General features: G+C 53.9%; 14 protein-coding genes. 13 read left to right on the forward strand and 1 reads right to left on the reverse strand.

All coding sequences use genetic code 11. The annotated features are described in order from the left end of the window. Positions 1–28 precede the first annotated feature (28 nt). A complete protein-coding gene (locus HU730_RS08780; protein WP_186526897.1) occupies positions 29–1909 on the forward strand; it encodes a hypothetical protein in 1881 nt (626 codons plus the stop codon). Next, on the forward strand, positions 1906–3861 hold the full coding sequence (locus tag HU730_RS08785; protein ID WP_186526898.1) for a DEAD/DEAH box helicase: 1956 nt from the start codon (positions 1906–1908) through the stop codon (positions 3859–3861). The genes HU730_RS08780 and HU730_RS08785 overlap by 4 nt, the downstream gene beginning before the upstream one ends. Before the next feature lie 54 nt (positions 3862–3915). Here the strand turns inward: HU730_RS08785 and HU730_RS08790 are convergent, their stop codons facing one another. Next, on the reverse strand, positions 3916–4194 hold the full coding sequence (locus HU730_RS08790; protein ID WP_186526899.1) for a hypothetical protein: 279 nt from the start codon (positions 4192–4194) through the stop codon (positions 3916–3918). Positions 4195–4965: 771 nt separating this feature from the next. On the opposite strand from HU730_RS08790, the gene HU730_RS08795 reads away from it, so the two are divergent. The 11 genes from HU730_RS08795 (at position 4966) to HU730_RS08845 (ending at position 17989) form a co-directional block, all read left to right on the forward strand. Continuing rightward, positions 4966–6123 (forward strand): TcpQ domain-containing protein, encoded by a 1158-nt coding sequence (locus tag HU730_RS08795; RefSeq protein ID WP_186526900.1) that lies wholly within the window; start codon positions 4966–4968, stop codon positions 6121–6123. Beyond that, positions 6123–7937, forward strand: coding sequence for a PilN family type IVB pilus formation outer membrane protein (locus HU730_RS08800; protein WP_186526901.1), 1815 nt, complete (start codon positions 6123–6125; stop codon positions 7935–7937). Before HU730_RS08795 ends, HU730_RS08800 begins: the two co-directional genes overlap by 1 nt. A 3-nt stretch (positions 7938–7940) precedes the next feature. Continuing rightward, positions 7941–9272 (forward strand): type 4b pilus protein PilO2, encoded by a 1332-nt coding sequence (gene pilO2 / locus HU730_RS08805; protein ID WP_186526902.1) that lies wholly within the window; start codon positions 7941–7943, stop codon positions 9270–9272. Next, on the forward strand, positions 9262–9834 hold the full coding sequence (pilP, locus tag HU730_RS08810; protein ID WP_186526903.1) for a type IV pilus biogenesis protein PilP: 573 nt from the start codon (positions 9262–9264) through the stop codon (positions 9832–9834). Before pilO2 ends, pilP begins: the two co-directional genes overlap by 11 nt. Before the next feature lie 12 nt (positions 9835–9846). Beyond that, entirely contained in the window at positions 9847–11406 is a 1560-nt protein-coding gene (locus tag HU730_RS08815) for an ATPase, T2SS/T4P/T4SS family (protein ID WP_186526904.1), read from the forward strand. Next, a complete protein-coding gene (locus HU730_RS08820; RefSeq protein WP_186526905.1) occupies positions 11396–12535 on the forward strand; it encodes a type II secretion system F family protein in 1140 nt (379 codons plus the stop codon). The genes HU730_RS08815 and HU730_RS08820 overlap by 11 nt, the downstream gene beginning before the upstream one ends. Positions 12536–12560: 25 nt before the next feature. Further along, positions 12561–13076, forward strand: coding sequence for a type 4 pilus major pilin (locus HU730_RS08825; protein WP_186526906.1), 516 nt, complete (start codon positions 12561–12563; stop codon positions 13074–13076). A gap of 10 nt (positions 13077–13086) precedes the next feature. Then, positions 13087–14028 carry an ATPase, T2SS/T4P/T4SS family gene (locus tag HU730_RS08830; protein WP_186526907.1) on the forward strand — a complete coding sequence of 314 codons (942 nt, stop codon included), beginning with the start codon at positions 13087–13089 and terminating at the stop codon, positions 14026–14028. Beyond that, complete coding sequence (pilV, locus tag HU730_RS08835; RefSeq protein WP_186526908.1) at positions 14018–15334, forward strand: shufflon system plasmid conjugative transfer pilus tip adhesin PilV; 1317 nt, start codon at positions 14018–14020, stop codon at positions 15332–15334. The genes HU730_RS08830 and pilV overlap by 11 nt, the downstream gene beginning before the upstream one ends. 427 nt (positions 15335–15761) lie before the next feature. Beyond that, positions 15762–16202: a type IV pilus biogenesis protein PilM gene (gene pilM, locus HU730_RS08840; protein WP_186526909.1), complete on the forward strand. Its 441-nt coding sequence runs from the start codon at positions 15762–15764 to the stop codon at positions 16200–16202. Positions 16203–17737: 1535 nt separating this feature from the next. Next, on the forward strand, positions 17738–17989 hold the full coding sequence (locus HU730_RS08845) for a hypothetical protein (protein ID WP_008437363.1): 252 nt from the start codon (positions 17738–17740) through the stop codon (positions 17987–17989). The last annotated feature ends 12 nt before the right edge of the window (positions 17990–18001 follow it).

Here is an 18001-nt window from a genome sequence, read left to right on the forward strand (position 1 = left end):
CTCTGCGAAATTGCAGAGGAGGTCATGGGTGAGCGTACAGAAGAGACAATCGGTGGTGGGGCTGCGCATCTTAGCGCCGAAGCTGGAGAAGTTCTCAGACCGGCAAATTGAAGTCGCCCAGACCTGGGCTTTACAATTCAACGTACCGCCCTCCCAGCTGACCTCCTTCATCGAGACCTATCTTAGTTCCACTGTCCATACTCGTTGCTGGTGCGTAGCCCTGCCCTCTACAGATGATCAAACACGGCCGGTCCTGGCCAGAATCGGCGATCACCTCCAGTACTTCGATGGTCATCAGGTTAAGGCCTGCAAAATCTTCAGCAAGGACCGCGTGCATAAGAGAAAACCCACCGCAATTGTGGCCCAGCAGCTACTGCTCAGGTTTGAAAAACGCTGGTATGCAGACGTCCTGCTGACCTCCTTCTGCAAGTCGGCTGGAGAGAGGGCGAAAGCCCTATCGATTGAAGATCTCGGAAGCTTTAATCGCCGCGGCTTCGATTGGACGGCGAGCAACAATCGGTACTTCAATCCCCGCACCCGATTTTACCTGAAGCAGATTGGCAGCACGCTGAAGCAATTTTGCCAGTGTCTGGACCAAGAGCTTTTATTCGCAATTCGTTCAGCGCAATGTCCCTCACCCAAGCTCTATAACTGGCTGGCTCAAGGTGACCGAAAACGCCGCCTCCAGGCCCTTAAAGCCCAGCCAGTACTGATTCCACTTCTGGTACTGGTAGATCAATGGCCGTGGCCGTGGGATGGGCAGCAGCAGGTATACATGAACTGCCCATGGGATGAACTTCAGGCGTGGCGCCCATACTGGAGTGAGGACCGTTATTTGATTTCCGCTGAAGAATGCCTGCTAGGTCGCATAGCCGACGCGGGCCTCCCCCTTTCCGACACACTGGCTTGGCTGCTACAGGCGCCGCGCACTGCAGTGCGCTACCTGGGTCAACAGCGAGTATTCGATACCGGCAGTGCATTGACCCGTATCAGCCGCGAGGGGCCACAAGGACCCTGGCATCGACTGCTGCTGGGAGCCTCACTGGGCAATCGCCGTCCTCTTAAAAAAGCGCACTGGATCACTCTCTTCGCGCTGCTGGATAAAATCCCGTATCAACTGCTGGATCAAACGCAGGACTGGAACAGGCTGCTGTCAGGGTGTCCAACTGATTGGTCGGACGACAATTGGTCCAAAATCGCCGACGACTTTCGAGACCTGAACGAGCTCTTTAACAACGTTGATGAGAGCGACGGACCAGCTTCTGGTGAAGCACTGCAGAAACTCAAAAGCTTCATTGCTACTGCTTCCTATCACCAGATCGCCAGCTTGGTGAATGGCTTTCACCTCGCGCTGATAGACATCCGTGAGGCTTTAGATGCAGTAGATCCACAAACAAGAACAGACTCTTTAACGCCCTGGAAGCCGCTGCTTTATTCAACCAGCACACCCCTCGTGAGTCCAAATGGGCTGCAAATTATCGAACTGAAGTGCCCCGCCGATCTTGATGCGGAACATCGAGCGCTGGGCCATTGCATTGATGGTTACGACTACAGTGCTTATCGGGGCATCTGCCGTCTTTTTTCGGTTCGCGAAAACGGGAAATCGTTGGCCTCTGCAGAAATCCAAATGGATGAAAGTGCCTGGGGCGAAACGTTAGCAAAATTGACTCCCAAACACCTGGTGACGATACAACTGAGAGGGCTCCGCAATCGCACACCTAAGTCGGGCTCCAGGGTTGACCGGGCCTATCAATGGTTTTGGGCAAAGATCAAATCGGGTGAGCTCGCCATTAACCTGGAATGGCCCGACCAAACACTATCCATGTCGCGCTATACAAATCGAAACCGGAAAAAAATGCATGCCCAGGCCTGTGCGGAATGGATCAACCAACGATTGAGCAGGACATGAGTCGTCCACGTCTGATGAACCGCCGGCAGGACCTGGTCGAAAAAGTCATTTTTGACGGCTATGACTTCGGGGTCTTACTGCAATACGTTGAGGGTGCGAACCGGCTGTTTCTCGAACGTAATGGTTTCTATATTCGGCGGGCCGAGCATCCTCAACATCGCTATTGGAGATTACCAAAAGGCAAGTTGCTGGATGACCTGGATGTGCTCTTCCACCGTTTGATGGAGTTGTCCGAGGACCGTTTCAATGAAAGTTGGGAGACGTTTTCACATAAAATCACAGCCGCACAAAACGACCCAGATCGGCAGGCATTCACATGGGGGCTGACCTTTCGGATAGCTCCACTCGTTCAGGGCGGGATCCTGCTGTCAGGTGACTACCATCCTGGCGCGGTCGCCGTTTCAAGCCGCATGCACGGCGTGTTTCTCGGGCATTCCAAGTCCTGGCGCATCGACGCTGTTGCGGAAGTGGTGCGAAGCAACCTGATCCTGGAGCTTGGAATGTCGGAGGATCAGTTCGAGATCCTCGACACCGTGCAAGAGCTGCTGACCGACGGATCCGTTGTTCCAGCTGATGAAATCACCCGCATCAGTCTTGGTGGACCTCCACAAGAGCGCGCTGTAAAAGCGGCTGATGACAGCACCTCAACCGATGTGTATCTAGCCGCGGTGCCCTCAATCGAGCGCACCGGGTTCACCACCGAACAGATTAACCAGGCATTGGCTGGTTATTCTTTACTGGACCATCAACCGGCAGGCATCCGGCACTTGCTACAGCGCACAAGCGCCTTGCTTGCGGATGACATGGGGCTTGGCAAAACTCGCCAGGCAATCATTGCCGCTGCAATCCAAGCAGCTGATAGGCCCATCTTGGTAATCACGCTGTCGACGTTGATCATCAACTGGCAACGCGAAATCCAGATGGTGTATCCCGAGGCCACAATCGGCCAACAGGTCTTTGCTCCCTCATCGCAATGGATAATCACCAACTACGAACGCCTGGGCGATTTTGTTCTGCATGCAGGACTCTTTAACGTGATGATCATCGACGAGGCGCACCGCCTGAAAGAGCCGACCGCCGAGTGGACACGTCACGGCTTTGACATTGCCGCCAAGATACCTAACCGCTACCTGCTGACAGGCACGCCAGTCCTTAACCGAGAATCTGAGCTGCACACGCTGCTACGACTATCCGGCCACCCCGTTGGGAAACTGCCCTTGAAAGAATTCTGCGAACAGTTCGCCGGCAGTCAGGATTTCCGCATGAAGCTGCGGGACGCAATCGGCGATTGGATGCTTCGTCGACGCAAGGATGTCCTGCCCGGTCTCAAAGGCAAACAGCGCCAAACGTTACCCGTCGAGCTTACTGCTGAAGAGCGCAAGCAATACGATCAGATTCGGCTTGAAGACAGGCCTAGCCTCGCCAGGTTGGGATCACTGCGTCAGTTGCTTGAGCAGGTGAAGATTCGCGTCGTAATGGATCTGCTGTGTGAACTGGACGCGGAGGACAAAGTTATCTTGTTCTGTGAGTTCAAGGATACGGTAGGAACACTTCGCACTCGGTGCAAGCAAGCTGAGTACGGGTGCGTCACGGTTGTCGGCAGTGACTCTGTAGGCAAACGGCAGAAGGCGATCGATCAATTCCAAAGTGATCCAGAAACCCGCGTCTTTGCCGCCACTACTTCCGCTGCCGGCACCGGCGGCAACCTCACGGCCGCCAACTACGTCATGTTTTTTGGCCTCCCCTGGACGCCTGGTCTGCAGGACCAAGCAGAGGACAGGGCCTATCGGAATGGACAATTGCGCATGGTCGTGGTGAAAATCCCTCTTGTGGAAAACACCATTGACCAGATGCTCTGGCAAATGCTGATGGATAAGCGCCAATTGGCAAGTGACCTTACTGAATCCGTTGCAATAGCTAGCGTCAGATCAGAGTTATCAACGAGCTTTTGACCTGTAACCGTCCAGCGAAGTAACCAGTCCGACTTATTGATATCTCTGGATATCTTAATCTGGGAACTTGCCTGTCACAGCAAAAGCTCGAGCCCTATCAGTTCCCCATACCAATGCTTTTGTCATAGTCTCCGTGGGAAGCCCCGCATAAAACTCTTCAAGAATCGCAATACCGTCGCCTCGATATACACCAATAAAGAGCTGGGTTACACCGGAACGACTAGTTCTTACTTGAATATCTAAACACGTGCCGTCACACAAACGCTCATCGTGGCTGCGATGATGAAGTTGATTATCAAACCATTCCGAGAAAGCGCTTCCACGTTTTTTCATGCTCGTCTGTCCATGATCTGCAGCGCCGAAATAGCCCTTCGCATTACTAATACCTATACAACAATTCCAAGATTGTCAATGATTTCTGGCTCTATCAAATTGGATCCACTCACTTGTTTCAACAGCTGGTTTTTGCTATATGCCTGCTGCGTCTACGGCAAATCTTCAATTTTGGCTTCAAGTAATTAGCCGTCAGACAAAAATACAGCCGTGATATGGGACTGCAAATTTTTGGCTAGGAGCTGGAGCTAGCTCGTGCGCGGAGCTTAGGAAAAGTGTAAGTCCAAAGTCGTGAGAACCTCGCCACTCCGTAGGTTAGTTACTAAGGTGTGAGTGGTTGCCGCTCACAAATCGCTCTGATGCCCCCTCTGCGAATAGCACAAAGCCAAATAATAAGCCGCACACCAGCCGATTAAAGTTCATCCAGCCAATAAATTGATAATAAATATACGGCGAGGGGGAATTGGATCGATTAAGGCTGCGCAGATTGAGGGAAATAAGTAAATAGCTGCGCCACTAATATAGAACGCAATGTTAGCTGCTATTGCTATCGAGTTTTCGCCATTGCTAATGAGGTAGCTGACCAGGCAGGTGGGTGCGAGCACCGCTAATCCAAAAAATTTCATCGCTGCTTCTCCCTGAAAACTTGGCGACAGCCAATTTTTACCATAGATACTTAAATACCTAAAGACGCAGTTTTCTATTTCCTGCTGCGCAGCTGGTAGCAGCCTGTCACCGTTCCCCCTATCATTACAGGGGGCCTCTCGGCACATGATCAGGCACGTCACCACGCTCTCGCTGCTCGCGTTAATCGCCAGTTGCACGACCCAAACGGCGCAGACACCCAAGCCCGATTTCGACAGCAGTCGCAATCCGGACATGTTAACGCCAGACCTCTATCCTGGCGGCGCCGTTCCTGAAAAAGAGCCAGTAGTGCGCTATGGCCGCTACACCCTCGTCAGCACGCTGCCAGATTCTGGCCAACGTGACCTGATGGCTCAGATTATCGACATCAGCATTCCAGCCAACATGCACCCAAATGTGCGTGAGGCGATGCAGTACGTGGTGGACCGTTCCGGCTATACGCTTTGCTCGGCAGACAATGGCCACGTCAACATCCTCTACACCCGAGCACTGCCAGCAGCCCAATATAAACTTGGCCCAATGACTCTGCGTAACACCCTGCAAGTGCTCGCAGGTCCGGCCTGGCAGGTGAAGGTCGACGAGGTCAACCGTCAGGTGTGCTACGTCCTGCGCCCTGGCTACCAACTCCCGGACTCTCCACGTCCTGCATCAACTCAGATTGCTCAGCTCAACACATCGACAGCTGCACAGCCTATCGCAGCGAAGAGTAATAACAATGATGCGGGCAGCCAAGTAGTAGTCGCCGCCGTTCCCCAAACAGCGCCTTTCACAACAACGGCATCAGCCGCTACCCCTGTGGCGAACGCTGCGCCAGCCAAAACCGTGGCCCCTCCTACGGTGATTACCAAGGATGGCTCTACAAAACAAACGTCTGCCTTGCCGACTCAGAGTCCGGCCTCGACCTCGTCCAGCAACCCAAATGCCAAGGCCGCTTCAACTCCGAAACTGGTCACCGCGCCGTCCGCAGTTTCTGCAGCGCCAAAGCCGGTCGCGACGGACATTGCAGCGCCGAAGCCGCTGGCCCAGACATGGACGGCTTCAACTGGCTCAACCCTTCGTCAAACCGTCGAAGGCTGGGCTGAAAAAGCGGGCTGGAAACTGATGTGGCAGGTCGATGATTTGGATTACTCAATTGACGCACCACTTCGATTTGAGGGCAGTTTCCAAGAAGCCATCGGGTCGATTTTCCCGCTGTACGACACGGCTCCACGGTCCTTTCTGGTCGATGTGGTCGACAGTAACTCCTCACAGCGGCTGATTTTTATTACAGAGAGGAACAAATGATGAATGCTCGTCTCTGGATCAAAGGCACAGCCTTGTCACTTATGGTCGCGCTGGTGAGTTCTTGTTCGCTGCAGCGTGTGAATGAATCGGCCAGCCGAGCTGAAAATGACGCTGCGACAGCCTCCCAATACAGCCGATTTCTGAGAAATCAGCAGCAAGAGTCTGCGCGCGCTACGGTGGTTTTCAGCGACAAACCATGGGTGTCCAAAAAACCGCTGGTCGCCAAGCGTGGTTTACCGCTGACCATGGATTGCGAAATCACCTATCGCCCTTCGTATAACGTTGGTATCGCTGAGATCGCTCAGTACATCACTAGCGAATGTGGTGTTCCGGTCATCGTAGCCCCTGATGCAATCGACCCAAGTGTCCTTTCCAGTTCGACGCAGGGCAACTCAGGACCTGCAGTTCCACCTGGTTTGGGCTCTGCCGACAACCTGGCCAACTTCATGCCCGCCGGCGTCATCGGCAATGTTCCGAGCAACGCCCGCTCAATGAATTCGGTTGGGCTGACTGCGCCCAACACATTCCCCATTAAGTACAGCGGCAAGCTGTCAGGGCTGTTGAATCAAGCGACCTCCCAGTTGGGCTTAGCGTGGAATTATTCCTCCGATGATCGAAGCGTGCATGTCACTTACTTCGACACCAAGACGTTCGACGTCTGGGCATTTGGAGATGACCAGGTCATTGAAAGCACTGTGAAGTCGGGCTTGCTGACCGCCACCGGCAGCGGGAGCAGTTCCGGTGGTGGCGGTGGCGGATCTTCATCGACAGGTGCATCGGGTGAATCAGGCAGCAACCAGAGCACCACCGTCACCATCAAGACCTCGCTGATCGGAGACATTGAAAAAAACGTCAAGGCGATGCTGAGCCAACAGCCCCAAGGTCGGATGTTCCTCTCACGATCCACTGGCACCCTGACGGTAAGTGATCGACCAGAGGTACTCTCAAACGTTGCTAAATACCTGAATTCGATCAACAGCAGTATCACCCGTCAGGTGTTGTTCAACGTCAAAGTTTTCGAGGTAACTCTCACCGACACAGACCAGACCGGCCTGGACTGGACGGCTGTCTATACGTCCTTGAGCAACAAATGGGGCTTTTCTCTGAAGAATGCCACCACCGGCATAAATACGGGCGCGGTGTCGGGCTCCTTGAGTATTTTGGACACGTCGAAGTCTCCTTGGGCTGGCTCCAACTTAATTATCAAAGCACTTTCCGAACAGGGTCGAATCTCAAACGTTCGCTCGCCTTCGGTCACCACGCTGAATCTGCAGCCGGCACCCATCCAGATCGGCAACGTAAAGAGCTATGTCGCATCAAGCTCGACAACCACCACGGCTTCCGTTGGATCGTCTACTTCGCTCACCCCCGCGACCATCACCAGCGGCTTCAACATGATGTTGCTTCCTCGAATCATCGACCAGGACAACATGCTGCTGATGATCACCCTGAGCATGAGCAGCAAACCGACCTTCACCACTTTTACGAGCAACGGCTCCAGTGTCCAGACAGCGGACTACGACACCAAGAACCTGTCGCCCAAGGTCAAATTGCGCAGCGGTCAAACCCTAGTACTGACAGGCTTTGAGGAGAACAGCGAAAACGCAACCAAGTCAGGCGTGGGGGATCCTGGGTTCTTCGGTTTGGGCGGCAGCCGTGTCCGCACCACAGGACACAGCGTGCTCGTAGTGCTGATTACTCCTGTTGTTGATAGCGACACAGGCAGCCCCAGCGCAGTGATTTCACCTGCTGCCAACGAGCCTTGGGGCTCTTGCCCTACCCCACTGCTGCATTGCACAGGTTCCAAGGGGTAAGCCATGGTTGCGGAAACCTCAAAAAATGCACGCGCTGCTCGGGTCCAGGTACTCCAGTATCGAGGGAAATCATTTGTCACCGGTCTGCGCTGGCATCCGCTGGGCAGTGTCACCGGTCACATGAAGGAAGCGCGCCAGTACGGTCGTGAGCACCACCTCGACATTGTCGCCATTAGAAGAACACCAGCCATTATCCAGGCGGGTTTCGTAGCGCGTAGTGAGGAGGTCACTAAAGGGATGTACTCGCTCGCGGCCACCCTGGCTGGACAGCTGGGGGACTCATGGATCGCGGCCTGGAAAACTGAAAGCGAGATTGACCAATATGCCCTCGTTGCTGTGTATCAAGGTGGCGTGATCTCTGGCTGCGACATGATCGGCACAGGTGCTGAGGTCCGCCGCCGAGTCGCGCAACAACGCAGTCGTGGCATCAACTTCGACAACGAGTACCTGCCCCCAGAGTTCGATATGGGCGGTCAACCACTGGACGTGGAAGAGCTACTTCAGCCGTCGCATCTAAAACGCGAGTACCGGCTACGGCCACTCGTCTTTGGGCTATCCAAACCAGAACTTGTGCAGCTGGCGGTTCTTGGCGTGCTGATCGCTGCCGGCATCATCGGGTGGGCTCAATGGCAGAGTCATCAGGACCAAATAGCCAAAGAGGCGGCTTTCCAGGCTGAACAGCAACGCCTGGCAGAGTTGGCCAGGCTGCAAAAAGAATCCGGTATGGAGCAGCCGCCCCAAGCGCTTGAACACCCCTGGGCCAAACGTCCATCTGTTGCTGATTTCTTAGAGGGTTGCAGTAACGTCATTTATCAGTTGCCTCTGTCCATTCAGGGATGGCAGTTCACGAGTGCCGTCTGCGACGGCGCACAGGTCTTCTCATCTTATAAGCGCTCGGGCAATAGCACGGCCGACAAACTGATACAGGCGACTCAGGGTCACTTTTCTGACCGGCCGGCCTTCTTTGACGAAGGCAACTCGGCCACGTTGAAATTCGACATCTCGCTGCCCGCAGCCGGTGATGAGCCTCTTAAAGAAGCCATCGTGATGTTGGCGAATCTCTCCTCTTGGCTGCATAGCTTCAATCAATCCCCAGTGCTGAAAGAGGTACCGGTCGTTGTGCCCGTTCAACCAGCCATTCCCGGTCAGCCTGCTCCGCCGCCGCCCCCACCACCTCAATGGAAGCAATTCGAGCTGAGCTATGCCACTGGCATTACCCCACTGGACTCATTATCCGGCGCACCCAGTCAGGGCTTACGGCTGCGCGAAATCACAACCAAATATGAGACCGGCCACCTTGTCTGGTCAGTAATAGGTGACCTTTATGCGAAATAAAGCGCTGTGCTTTTTGTGCTCCCTCCTTGCGTTAGGGGCACCATCGAGCTGGGCAGATGAGAACACCCTATCTGGGGTGAACGTCGGCGAGCTGGCCCAGATTCAAAGCCAGACGATCTTGTTGAATGCCAAAGCCGAGAAGGCCAAGGCCGAAAGATCGATCAAGGGCGAAGACCAAAGTGCGACGACGCAGCCGTCAACTGTGTTTTTTTCTCAAGGAAACCTCACACAGCCGGCTGCAGCCTCGGCCCACAGCAGTGATACACAGTCTGACTTGCCTGTCGTGAAAGCGGTATTCGGCTCAGCAAAACGGCTCCGTGCAACCCTGCTCTACAGCAGCGGATTTGAAGTAGACGCAGATGCCTCATCTCGGGAGTTACCCGGTGGCTATCGCGTGGCCATCCTCTCCGTTGAAAACGTGACCCTTGAGCGTGGCGGTAAGCGCTACCCCCTCGGCTTTTCCAGTACGCCCCCGGCCAGCTTGAGCAACGTCAACAATTCAGCCCCCAGCATTACCCCATCAGCACCCATGCCGCCTGGGCTGATCCCTGGCCAACGTTGATTGAGAAGTTCGATGACGATCCTGACTGAAAAACCAGATGTCATAGAGCCTGACAGTGATGAGTCTGCTGCAGTCCTACTGACGTCGCACCAAACACTGCTGACGGCCCCTGGTGGAGCGTTTGAGCTGAAACCCGAGCTGCGTCAACTATGTGCGCTGACCAGCGATGGGATTTTGTATGTGTCAGCCCAACACCAAACGGATGCCTATGTCATGGCGTTCGAGGACCAGCTGGAACACGAAAATCACCACTTTGAGGTCAAGGTCTGCTCGATGAGCACGATCAAGGCACTCTACCGCGCCAATGATGATGCAAATGGTAAAGCACTATCGGCGACTGAGACGAAGCGCCAGGCCCAGGTGGTGCAGCTTTTAGGAGAAGCCCACCGGCGCAATGCCAGCGACGTCCACTTTGTCGTAGGTCACGATATCACTCGAATCTTCTTTCGCATCCACGGGCTCTTGTGGGAGGCAGAACAGCATCAGAGCCAGGTGGGCATGGAGCTCTGCTCGTCCCTCTACAACAGCATGTGTGATGTCGCGAAAGACCACTACCAGCCGCAGGTGAGCCAGGACGCCAGGGTAAAACGCGCCTATGTCGACCAACTCGGTTTGTTCGGTGCCCGAGTCGCCACTAGGCCGCTCGTAGATGGCCCTCTGATGGTTTTGCGTCTGCTGTATGACGACAAAACCAAAATGACGCTTAGTGATCTCGGTTTCCTGACGCAGCAAATTGATGCATTCAGCCGCATCCGCAGCTTGCCTTATGGGGTGAACCTGATCACTGGACCCACCGGTTCCGGCAAATCGAAGTCGCTGCAGGTAAACCTGAACCTCTTGCATGAAGAGTGCGGTGGAACAAAACACATTCTGACGATGGAAGATCCACCTGAATATCCACTCCTCGCCAATCAGTCACCGCTGGGCGCCGGTGAAACCTGGAATGACGGTATCACCAATTCCATGCGACTCGACCCTGACATTCTCATGTATGGGGAGATCCGGGACCTTGCATCAGCACAAGCGGCTTTCCGCGGCGGTATGACTGGTCACCTGGTGCTGACGACACTGCACACCAACAACGCTGTAGCAGCTCTTCAACGACTGATCGACATGGGTGTAGACCGACACCTGGTTACTGATCCCGCACTGATGACAAGCGTGGTCAATCAATCCCTCTTGCCCGTGCTGTGTTCCCACTGCCGCGTCCCCGCACGCGAGCATCTCGGGCAGCTCAACAGTGCGCTGGTGCAGCGCTTGCGCGATCTGGAAGCTATTGATGAGACCTACCTCAAAGGACCGGGATGCCCGCACTGCAAAGGCTTGGGCATCACCGGTCGCACGGTGGTTGCGGAAACTTTGCTCACCGACCTTGAGTTCATGCGCGTTTTCAATGGGCAGGGTGCAAGTGCGGCACGTCGCCACTGGGTCAAGGAAATGGGCGGTATTACCAAGACCGCACACACGATCATCAAACTGAAACAAGGATTAGTAGATCCCCGCCACGCCGAAATGACGGTGGGGCCTTTGGACTTTGACCGGCAAATCCTGGAGCTCGCTCATGCTGAGTGACGTCAGAGCAATGCTGAATCGTTGGGCAGAGACCTTCTATGCCAAGCAGTTCGGCAAAAACGAAAGAATCCAGTTCTACGAGAGCCTGATGGGCATCCTTGAGGATGGTGTGTCGCTTGAGGACGCAATGCACACGGTGGCCAGAGCATTCAGCGATAACGGGCAGAAGCTCCATCCAGTGTCCCTTGCCTGCCGGGATATCGCGCAATCGGTAAAAGGTGGGAAATCGCTGAGCATTTCCTGCGAAGGCTGGGTTCCCTATGACGAGAACTCTTTGATCGCTTCCGGGGAAGACACCGGCAACCTGGTGCAGGCATTTCGGGACTGCGTGAGGATCATCGAAGTACGTCAGCGGATCAGCAAACTCGTAGCGTCCGCCACCGTTTTCCCCTCCGTGGTGTGGAGCGTCATGGCGGCGTTGCTGTATGTGATTGCAGTGTGGATGGTGCCCTCCATGACACGACGCTCCAACCCCGAGGCGTGGACCGGCGTGCCGGCCTTCCTCTATGCCCTATCGAATTTCGTGACCCACTACGGACTTGTGACGCTGATAGCTGTAATCGTCTTCATCCTCATATCGATCGTCACTCTACCCGTGTTTTGCGGCCTTCAGATTACGGCCGCCAGCCCTTCGTGGAAGCTGCAGTTGAACAAGCTGCTCCAGGTCCTGCGAGTCCGAGCAGAGAGGCTCCCGCCTTGGTCAGTCTACAAGGCGCTCCACGGTTCGATCTTTCTGCTCAACATGGCTGTGATGCTGCGCTCCGGCATCAACCAACTAGATGCGCTGACCTCTCTTCAACGCAATGCCTCTCCATGGTTGAAAGAGCGCCTGAGCGCCATTCATTACGGAGTGAGCGCCGGCAAAAACTTCGGTACTGCGTTGAAGCTTGCGGGTCATCAATTCCCCGACCCCATGGCGATGCATTTTCTGGAAGTGCTCGCCACTCGCAAAGGCTTCGCCGAGTCGATGGAACGGTTTTCAAACCGGTGGCTGGAGCAAACGCTTCAACGCGTCGAAGCCATCGCCAAATCTCTTATCGGCATGTCCTCCATGGCCATGGGGGTCATGATGATTCTGGTAGTGATCGGGATCTTCCAGTTGGCCGGCAATGTGACCGCAACGCTTTAAATCAAACCTAAATGAGGTACTGGAAATGCCAATCAACACCCCAAAAAAACAAGGCGGTTTTCTCTCCCTGGACGGGATGTTCTGGTTGATGCTGATCGCGGTGGCGCTTGGTTTCATCGTGTTCATGGGCTACAGAACGTTCGGCAGTTCAGACGTCACCATTGAACAGAGCAATCTCGGCACGTTGCTGAGCAATACCAAACGACTGAAAAGCACTACGGGTTACGCCACGGCAGGCACCAACCTGGCCCCCTCCTTGATCAACTTAGAAGCTACCGGCGGCATGAGTATCAATGGTACGACGTTGTCCAACCGTTGGAACGGTGCTGTCACCGTTGTCAGCAATGGCATGACCTTCACCATCACCGAATCAAACCTTCCAAAAAATGCCTGTATCACTCTTGCGTCGAACATGGCCAAGGACAAGCAGACAACGACGGCGATCAACGGCGGTACTGCAATTGCCGGCGAAATTACTGCAGTGGCAGCTGCGACCAGCTGCTCCTCGGACGCCAATACCATCGCCTGGACTTCGTACTAAGGAATTCAGTGTGAGCGTGATCTCTGATGCTGAATTCGTTGATCTGTACCTTGGCGATGGATTTGCCGACGCCAAAGGTCTCCCTGGGCAGGCCCGAAGGGTTGAAGCACCCGCCGAATGGCGGACAGACCTTGAGCGCTTAAGGGCGCAGTGCGAGGAAAAGCACAAAGCAACCCAGGATCTAGAGTTCGCCCTAATTGAGGATGGCGTCGTCCTGCGTGTGACCCAGTTGCTGGATTTGAATGGCAAGCCTGTGTTTGTCGTGAGCAAATCCTCAGTCCAGATCCGTCCATTGGACATGCTGGGTCTGCCTGATTATCTGCAGGACGCGCTGATGAGCGACACGATTCGCGGCCTGATATTCATTTGTGGGGAAATGGGCACGGGGAAAACCTCCAGTGCTGCATCACTGGTGAAAGCTCGGCTCGAGGCCTGGGGAGGCATTTGTGTGGCTGTCGAGGATCCTCCAGAACCATTTTTGAATGGTCGGCATGGAAGTGGGCGCTGTATTCAAGTTCCGGTCTCTCGCCGGATGGGGGGTTACGAGGAAGCGTTGATTCTAGCGCTGCGTACAAGAGCCGATTTTCTGTTCGTCGGAGAAATTCGCGACAGCTCGACAGCAGCGCAAGTAATTCAAGCCTCGATCAATGGCCATCTCATCATCAGCACAGGCCATGCAGGCAGCGTTACGCAAGGCATTGAACGTATAGCAGCCTTGGCTCAGCCGTTACTCAATAACGCCCGAGAGCTGCTCTCCAAGGGCTTGGTGGCCGTTCTTCACCAGTCCTTATCAAGCGGCAACGAACGGAGTCGTCGATTAACCCTGCAGAGCCTGCTTTTCACGGGCGATGACGGACCCGGCATCCGAGAGAAAGTCCATGCAGGAAAGATCACGATGCTCGATCACGACATCGCTCACCAATCATCAAGGAGTCTCTGGAATGACCAGTAGGAACAAGCAGCGGGGTTTCTTGAGCTTGGACATGGCGATCGGATTGGCCGTTTTCTCCGTTGTCGTCACTTTGGCGATCGCATGGCAAATCAAGCAGATGGATTCTCAGGACTATCGAATTGCGGCTGATCAACAGAGAACCATTTCAGAGGCATTGGCCAAATATCTGAAGGATAACTACAGCGTGGTGCTGGCCAACGCGGCAGCAACCGTACCGGTGCAAATAACCGTTCCGATGCTCGTCAACACCAACTACCTTCCTGCAGGTTATAGCCCCACTAACGCCTTTGGGCAGACCATTGTCGGCCTCGCCCGGAAACCCAACGCCAATCAACTGGAAGTGATTGTGGTTACTACAGGTGGGCAGACGATTCCTGAAATGGGTATTCGAACCATCGCTGAAAATCTCGGAGGACCTGGTGGGTTCATCTCTTCTGCCAATCCGAACATCGTCCAGGGCGTGCGGGGTGGATGGCAGGTAGCACTAAGTAACTATGCTATAGCTCCTGGCCCAGGACATACAGCTAGCGCACTTTTTCTTATGGATGGAGCGTTGGCTAATGACTATCTATATCGAAACGCAGTGCCCAATCATCCAGAATTCAACACGATGAATACTGATATCACGATGGGCAACCACAATATTAACAACGCAGGAAGTATCACAGCGTCAGGCAACATAACAGCTAACGCCGACATTACAGCTCGAAACGTTATCGCCACAGCCAATGTTAATGCCGCTACTGCAAAAATTACCGGTGATACCAGCACAGGTGGTTGGTTCAGAACACGTGGTGACACAGGATGGTACAGCGAAAAATGGGGAGGCGGAATTTATCAAAATAGCCCCAACTGGGTCCAAGTTTACAACGACAAAAACTTTTCAACCGGTGGTGAACTATGGGGTGGAAAGATAACCTCGACTGGCAAGATAACGGCCTATGATCGCATTCAGACAAATGAATATTTGTCTCTGGGAGGCATTGCTACCGAGGGGCAACAGTGTAGTGACCGAACCCTTCTTGCAAAAAGCGCCGCGGGAATAACGTTGTCCTGCGAACAAGGCTTATGGAAAAGACCAGGTGGGTGGGAATTCCAGCTAATCCAGGGTACCTGCCAGGCGCCTGCCAGAGGAAGTGTGACCTGCTCCCTTGGCGACACTACATGGAAGTCATGTTCTTTAACTGGCGCTTTTGGCATCGGAGATAGCGAGACTGGGTACATATTCAGAAATGCAAGTGGATGGTTTCTCTCCACATCTCGACTTTCCTGGCCAGGTCTTTTCTATTGGAGCTGCTTCAAATAAAGCATCCATTTATAAAATTTCAAAAACGTTTTAATGTATGTTTATGGGGATTATTGCAGTGCAGACGCTTGAGAATAACGTTGAGTATAGCGCTGGAGAATTACAGACCTGGCTAAGCACCCGAAGCAGGATATGCTCAACTCTGCTATGGCGTCGCGCATTAGAAGGAAAAGAGGTGTTTGAGGTCGGCGAGTTCACTTACAAGTTACACCCAACGCCCTCTGGCCGTTATTTAGTGAATAAGATCGCCACTATGGAATTAATCAATCCACAACGCAAACCAATGAGGATCAAGCGAGCCGCAAATTGGACTGTCATTGCGCTTGGCCTAGTAGGAATTTGCTTAACATTGATTTTCCTCACGAAATAGTTTTGTTATTAACGCGTAGGTGGTAACAACCACCGTTCTGTGGATGGAGCTCATATCATGACAATGCAATGGCTCGTTTTGATGGTTGTGCTCATTGCCTCCAGCATTTTCATGGAGAACCAACATCAGGACCAACGTATATCCGACTACGCTACCCTCGACTCGCTGGGTCGCGGCTTTCTGGTGTACCGATCTGCCGCTACCGAATATGCCCAGGCCAACCCGGGCTTCAGTGGGGTTCCGAGCGATTCTGCTCTCAACCTACCTGGGTGGTTTGTGAAACCTGTGGGCGTTGGTTCTTACATCTCATCAGGAACGGCCTATACTTATTTTGATGGGGCTGCACCGTCAGGCTTGCCTTCGGTGCTGGTAGACCTGACAAAGACAACTACCGTTGGTTTAAAGCGTTCAGGAATGCTGATTTCACAGATAACTGGGGCGACCGGTATAGCAATTCCATCCCTTGTTCCCGAAGGTGCGGTCGTCGCCGTCAATTAGTCTGAGTCGACCGACTTTGAAAGGCGCCGGGTTGCATAAGCTCCGGCCTATCAACATAATGATCACAACAACGTTTCCACCCCGTTGGCTACTGGCGGTCATCAGTAGCGCCCGGTGATGCGGCTTGCCTCATCACCAACCCCAAAGCACGCATAGCTCCGGGAAGGGCGTGCGGACCTGGTTCAGAGCTCTCCCTGTGTCTCCCTGTTCAAGCCAGACACGCAGCCGTCTAACTCGTGAATTGCGAGTTCAAAGGCACATAGAGCTCTGTTGAGGTTCGAAGCACCGTAGTCTAAGGGCCACACTGGTGTTGTGGCCCACACTTTTTAAAGCTCACACAATAGGTAGCCTGATCATCTTGCAAAGGATGATCAGGCTACCTATTGGTAGCTGCTTTTCCTTGCCGGTGGCCCGCCGGCGAAACGCAGGGCTCCCTTTGTGCGCGGATGCGTGCCTTATGCTAGCTGGCCTCAGCCACGATAATCGGCCAGGTGTTGGAAGTAAGACGTTCAGATCACAGCCCAGGGATCAACAACGCCTTCATCCCGCACAGGTGGTATTTTTTTCTGAAAGACGCTACTTACTACATCCGAGAGTGACTGTTGACCCAGCTACTCTCGGTAGCTTCTCCTGTCGACCTGAACCTTCTTTGCCCTCCGCGAAATATCCCTCTCCGCTTGACACATCACCATCCCCCCTTCGATGATATGGACGTGCTTTGCTGACGTCGTCAGCATCATGCCCAGGCAGTCAGGATCTTGAAGACTGCGACACGATGTTCGTGTCAGATCCGCCCAAGACCGCTGAGCTTCTGGTAGCGCGGTCGGTCGACAATCGTCGATAGAAGCACCTTATGCAACTCACCTCGCGGGGAATCACTTCCCCAACGGGGTCAGTGGGTTCTCCGCATTCAACCTGCAGGAGAATCACCATGTCCAAACTTGCTTATGGCTTCGGTTTCGCGCTTGGCACCATCACGCGACAGTTTCTGCGTGCGGTAAAGAAAACCAGCGCTGCGCCCACAGCTATCCATACCAAAGCAGCTCCGTTGCTTCCACCGCCCTGCGTACCTGAGAGTCTCGTACGTGAGATGGATCATGTACCGGCAATAACTCGTAAAGGTGTCGACCTGAACCTTTGGTACGCGGCTAACACTCGAGTGGTCGAAAAGCCCGCTCGGAAACCGCGTAAGAAGTCAGCTGCACGCTCGTTGGTGCCAGCAACTTGCTAAGTCTGCGTCCTTCGCCTCTGTAGGGAGCCTTCCCAAAGGGAAGGTTTCCTCAGAGTTTTAGCGGTAGGGGCTTGACAAGCGACAATCGTATTTCCATGATCTGCACATGTATCGCTGACGTCGTCAGCAACATGCCCAAGTAGTCTGGATCCGCAAGACTACGATGCGGTTTTCCGCATTGATCCACTCCCAAGATCGCCATAGCTTCCGGTAGCGCGATCAGTCGACTTGGTCGATGGAAGCACCTTTCCCACCCATGACGGGCCTACCCCGTCAGGGCAGGCCTCTCACTTTTGGAGGTCTGATGAAAACTGAACTGGCTCTCTACCAGGCGTTGATTTCGATTAACGTCCCGGAACAGAAGGCAAATGCTGTTATTGAAGCTTTGGAGACCGACATGCTTTCACGTTTGGCTACCAAGGCAGATTTAACTGCTCTTGCTGCAGAGTTCAAATCTGAGATTTCACAACTTGAAGTCAAGCTCACCATTCGCATGGGCGTCATGTTGTCTGCAGCTGTCGGTGTAATGATTGCTGCAATGAAGCTGATGCATTAAACAACCTTAAGC

This window comes from Pseudomonas sp. SWRI22, assembly GCF_014268395.2.
GTDB classification, from domain to species: domain Bacteria; phylum Pseudomonadota; class Gammaproteobacteria; order Pseudomonadales; family Pseudomonadaceae; genus Aquipseudomonas; species Aquipseudomonas paracarnis.

Bases quoted from the DNA above. Each gene is read 5' to 3' on its own strand.
- HU730_RS08790 (WP_186526899.1), bottom strand. From the start codon at position 4,194: ATGAAAAAACGTGGAAGCGCTTTCTCGGAATGGTTTGATAATCAACTT.
- pilP (WP_186526903.1), top strand. From the start codon at position 9,262: ATGCGAAATAAAGCGCTGTGCTTTTTGTGCTCCCTCCTTGCGTTAGGG.
- HU730_RS08845 (WP_008437363.1), top strand. From the start codon at position 17,738: ATGAAAACTGAACTGGCTCTCTACCAGGCGTTGATTTCGATTAACGTC.
- pilV (WP_186526908.1), top strand. From the start codon at position 14,018: ATGACCAGTAGGAACAAGCAGCGGGGTTTCTTGAGCTTGGACATGGCG.
- HU730_RS08815 (WP_186526904.1), top strand. From the start codon at position 9,847: ATGACGATCCTGACTGAAAAACCAGATGTCATAGAGCCTGACAGTGAT.
- HU730_RS08795 (WP_186526900.1), top strand. From the start codon at position 4,966: ATGATCAGGCACGTCACCACGCTCTCGCTGCTCGCGTTAATCGCCAGT.
- HU730_RS08825 (WP_186526906.1), top strand. From the start codon at position 12,561: ATGCCAATCAACACCCCAAAAAAACAAGGCGGTTTTCTCTCCCTGGAC.
- HU730_RS08800 (WP_186526901.1), top strand. From the start codon at position 6,123: ATGAATGCTCGTCTCTGGATCAAAGGCACAGCCTTGTCACTTATGGTC.
- pilO2 (WP_186526902.1), top strand. From the start codon at position 7,941: ATGGTTGCGGAAACCTCAAAAAATGCACGCGCTGCTCGGGTCCAGGTA.
- HU730_RS08785 (WP_186526898.1), top strand. From the start codon at position 1,906: ATGAGTCGTCCACGTCTGATGAACCGCCGGCAGGACCTGGTCGAAAAA.
- HU730_RS08820 (WP_186526905.1), top strand. From the start codon at position 11,396: ATGCTGAGTGACGTCAGAGCAATGCTGAATCGTTGGGCAGAGACCTTC.
- pilM (WP_186526909.1), top strand. From the start codon at position 15,762: ATGACAATGCAATGGCTCGTTTTGATGGTTGTGCTCATTGCCTCCAGC.